Origin of the sequence: Serratia sp. (in: enterobacteria), assembly GCF_046715635.1 — a bacterium.
Classification (GTDB): domain Bacteria; phylum Pseudomonadota; class Gammaproteobacteria; order Enterobacterales; family Enterobacteriaceae; genus Chania.
The window spans coordinates 1-3,005 of record NZ_JBKJYW010000153.1; the positions used below are offsets into that span (position 1 = coordinate 1).

General features: G+C 54.9%; 2 protein-coding genes. Both read right to left on the reverse strand.

All coding sequences use genetic code 11. The features are described 5' to 3' along the window. Positions 1-91 precede the first annotated feature (91 nt). The gene (locus tag ACLQ7H_RS07685) at positions 92-1,459 is read right to left on the reverse strand and encodes an L-serine ammonia-lyase (protein ID WP_411752153.1); all 1,368 of its coding nucleotides are present in this window, start codon (positions 1,457-1,459) and stop codon (positions 92-94) included. 135 nt (positions 1,460-1,594) lie between these two features. Then, positions 1,595-2,893 carry an HAAAP family serine/threonine permease gene (locus ACLQ7H_RS07690; RefSeq protein WP_411752154.1) on the reverse strand — a complete coding sequence of 433 codons (1,299 nt, stop codon included), beginning with the start codon at positions 2,891-2,893 and terminating at the stop codon, positions 1,595-1,597. Positions 2,894-3,005: the final 112 nt, after the last annotated feature.

Consider the following 3,005-nt stretch of genomic DNA (forward strand, 5'->3'; position numbering starts at 1 on the left):
CCCGTACCTGAACGCAGCTCCGTACAGCTCCCTCTCCCTGTGGGAGAGGGTTGGGGTGAGGGGAAACAGCGATTACCTCTGCGGGCAAATATCAATTACACGCCACAACCTTAATGGCCAATCCGCCCTGTGAAGTCTCGCGGTATTTGGAGTTCATGTCCTTGCCGGTTTCGTACATGGTCTCGATCACCTTATCCAGGCAAACACGCGGCTCGCTGGTGCGACGCAGTGCCATACGTGCGGCGTTGACCGCCTTCACGGCAGAAATCGCGTTACGTTCGATACAAGGCACCTGAACCTGTCCGGCCAGGGGATCGCAGGTCAAGCCAAGATGGTGCTCCATGGCAATCTCTGCTGCGATACAAACCTGTACCGGGCTACCGCCCATCAACTCCGCCAGACCGGCCGCTGCCATTGAGCAGGCCACACCGACTTCCCCTTGGCAGCCCACTTCGGCACCGGAGATGGAAGCATTCATCTTGTACAACGTGCCGATCACACCGGAAGCCAGGAAGTAACGGCTGTAGGAATTGGTGTTCACCGGGCGGATAAACTGGTCGTAATACGCCAGCACTGCCGGAATAATGCCGCAGGCCCCGTTGGTTGGCGCCGTCACTACCCGGCCACCTGCCGCGTTCTCTTCATTGACCGCAAACGCAAACATGTTGATCCAATCCACCACGTTCATCGGGTCGATATTGTTATTGTCACCGGTGACCAGAATACGACGCAGAGCAGCGGCACGGCGTTGTACCTTCATTGGGCCGGGCAGCAGCCCTTCGGTATTCATGCCGCGTTCGATCCCGGCACGCATCACCTGCCAGACGTCGGCAAAGTGCGCTTCGATCTCTGCTTTGCTGCGCAATGCCAGTTCGTTCTGCATCACCAAGCCGGAAAGCGACAGTCCGGTATCTTTACAGTGCTGCTGCAAATCAAGCGCGGAACGATAGGGGTAGGGGACCGCGACGCTATTGTTGGCCGATTGGCCAAAGTTCTCTTCATCAACGATAAACCCGCCGCCGATGGAGTAATAGGTTTTGCTGTGCAGTAACCGCTCGCCGGCATAGGCGCTGATCGACATGCCGTTTTCGTGCAGCGGCAGGTTAGTGCTGTGGAAATTCATGCCACCAAGCTGTGGAAAATCGACCTCATGCTCACCCTTTGCCAACAACAGGCGGCCGCGTTGTTCCACATCGCGAATAAAACCGGCAATGCTGTCAATGTCCACGTCATGGGGCAGATTACCTGCCAGGCCCATAATAATTGCGATGTCGGTATGGTGCCCTTTGCCGGTCAGTGACAGAGAGCCGTAGACGTCAACCGCCACCCGCGTTGTGTCCTGGAGCTGCCCGGCGGCAAGCAAATCATCGATAAACTGTTTACCGGCCTTCATCGGGCCGACGGTGTGGGAACTGGAAGGGCCGATGCCAATTTTGAAAATATCGAAAACGCTGACCATAGTCTCGCTTCCTTCTTGAGGTTAATTCCCCTCAGCCTGCCGTTTAGGGGGCATATGGGTGATGCTTAAGTTCGCGGCGGGGTAGGAGGGGGAGATTCGAGATAGCCGGTGCCATAAGGCACCGGCTGAGCGCTATTAACCGAACAGGGTGTACAGGATGGCAGAGATGGCAATCAGGCCCATCACGACCACAAATACGTTGCTGATGTGGCCGCTATACTTGCGCATGGCAGGCACTTTACGGATGGCATACATCGGCATCAGGAACAGCAGCATCGCGATGATTGGGCCACCGAGGTTCTCGATCATGCCCAGAATGCTTGGGTTCAGCGTGGCGACGATCCAGGTGGTCACCAGCATGAAGATGGCAGTGATGCGGTTGAGCTTGTTGGTGGTGATGGTTTTGCCACGGCTTCTCATCGATTTGGCAATCATGCCGTTAAAGCCTTCACGAGCGCCGAGGTAGTGGCCCAGGAAGGATTTGGTGATGGCGATAAAGGCGATAACTGGTGCGATGTACTCGATTACCGGGTTGTTAAAGTGGTTAGCCAGGTAAGACAAGATGGAGATGTTTTGCGCTTTGGCTTCGGCCAGATCCGCCGGGGACAGGCTCAGCACGCAGCTGAAAACGAAGAACATCACGGTCAGCACCATCATGATGTGCGCATAGCCCAGGATGCGGGAACATTTCTTCTCAGCGTCCACGCCGTACTCTTCGCGTTTTGCTACTGCAAAGGCGGAGATGATTGGTGAGTGGTTGAACGAGAATACCATCACCGGGATTGCCAGCCACAGGGTGATCACCAGGCCGTGGCCCAAGCTGCCGCCAGAACCGGCCAGTGAGACGTTTTCGAAGATGGCACTGCTCCAGTTAGGGATCAGATATAGCGCCAGCAGCATCAGCACCGCAACAAACGGGAATACCAGGATACTCATGGTTTTCACGATCGCTTGCTCACCGAAACGTACGATGCCCATCAGGCCAACGATCAGGATCAGCGACAGGATGGCGCGCGGTGGCGAGGCCATACCCAACTGGTGGGTGATGAAGCTATCCACGGTATTGGTGATCGCGACGCTGTAAACCAACAGGATGGGATAAATGGCGAAGAAGTAGAGCAGGGTGATCAGTTTACCTGCGCTGATACCAAAGTGTTCTTCTACCACTTCGGTGATGTCTTCACCTGGGTTTTTGCCGGACAAAACGAAACGGCACAGGCCACGGTGGGCAAAGAAGGTCATCGGGAAGGCAATGATCGCCATGATGATCAGCGGGATCAAACCACCGATACCGGCGTTGATAGGCAAGAACAAGACGCCAGCGCCGATGGCGGTGCCGTAGAGGCCCAACATCCACATGGTATCTGATTTACGCCAGGACGTGCTGGAACCTGAGGCTGCAGAGGCAATAGTGCCGGTCTGTGTAGTGTCCATAAATATCTCCGAGGTGAACACGATAATTTAAAATAAAAAGAAAAACTTAAGTTTAAAATCCGCTGGTGAAATAAGTGGCTATGCCACCAGTGGTAAAATCAGTTGTTACAAC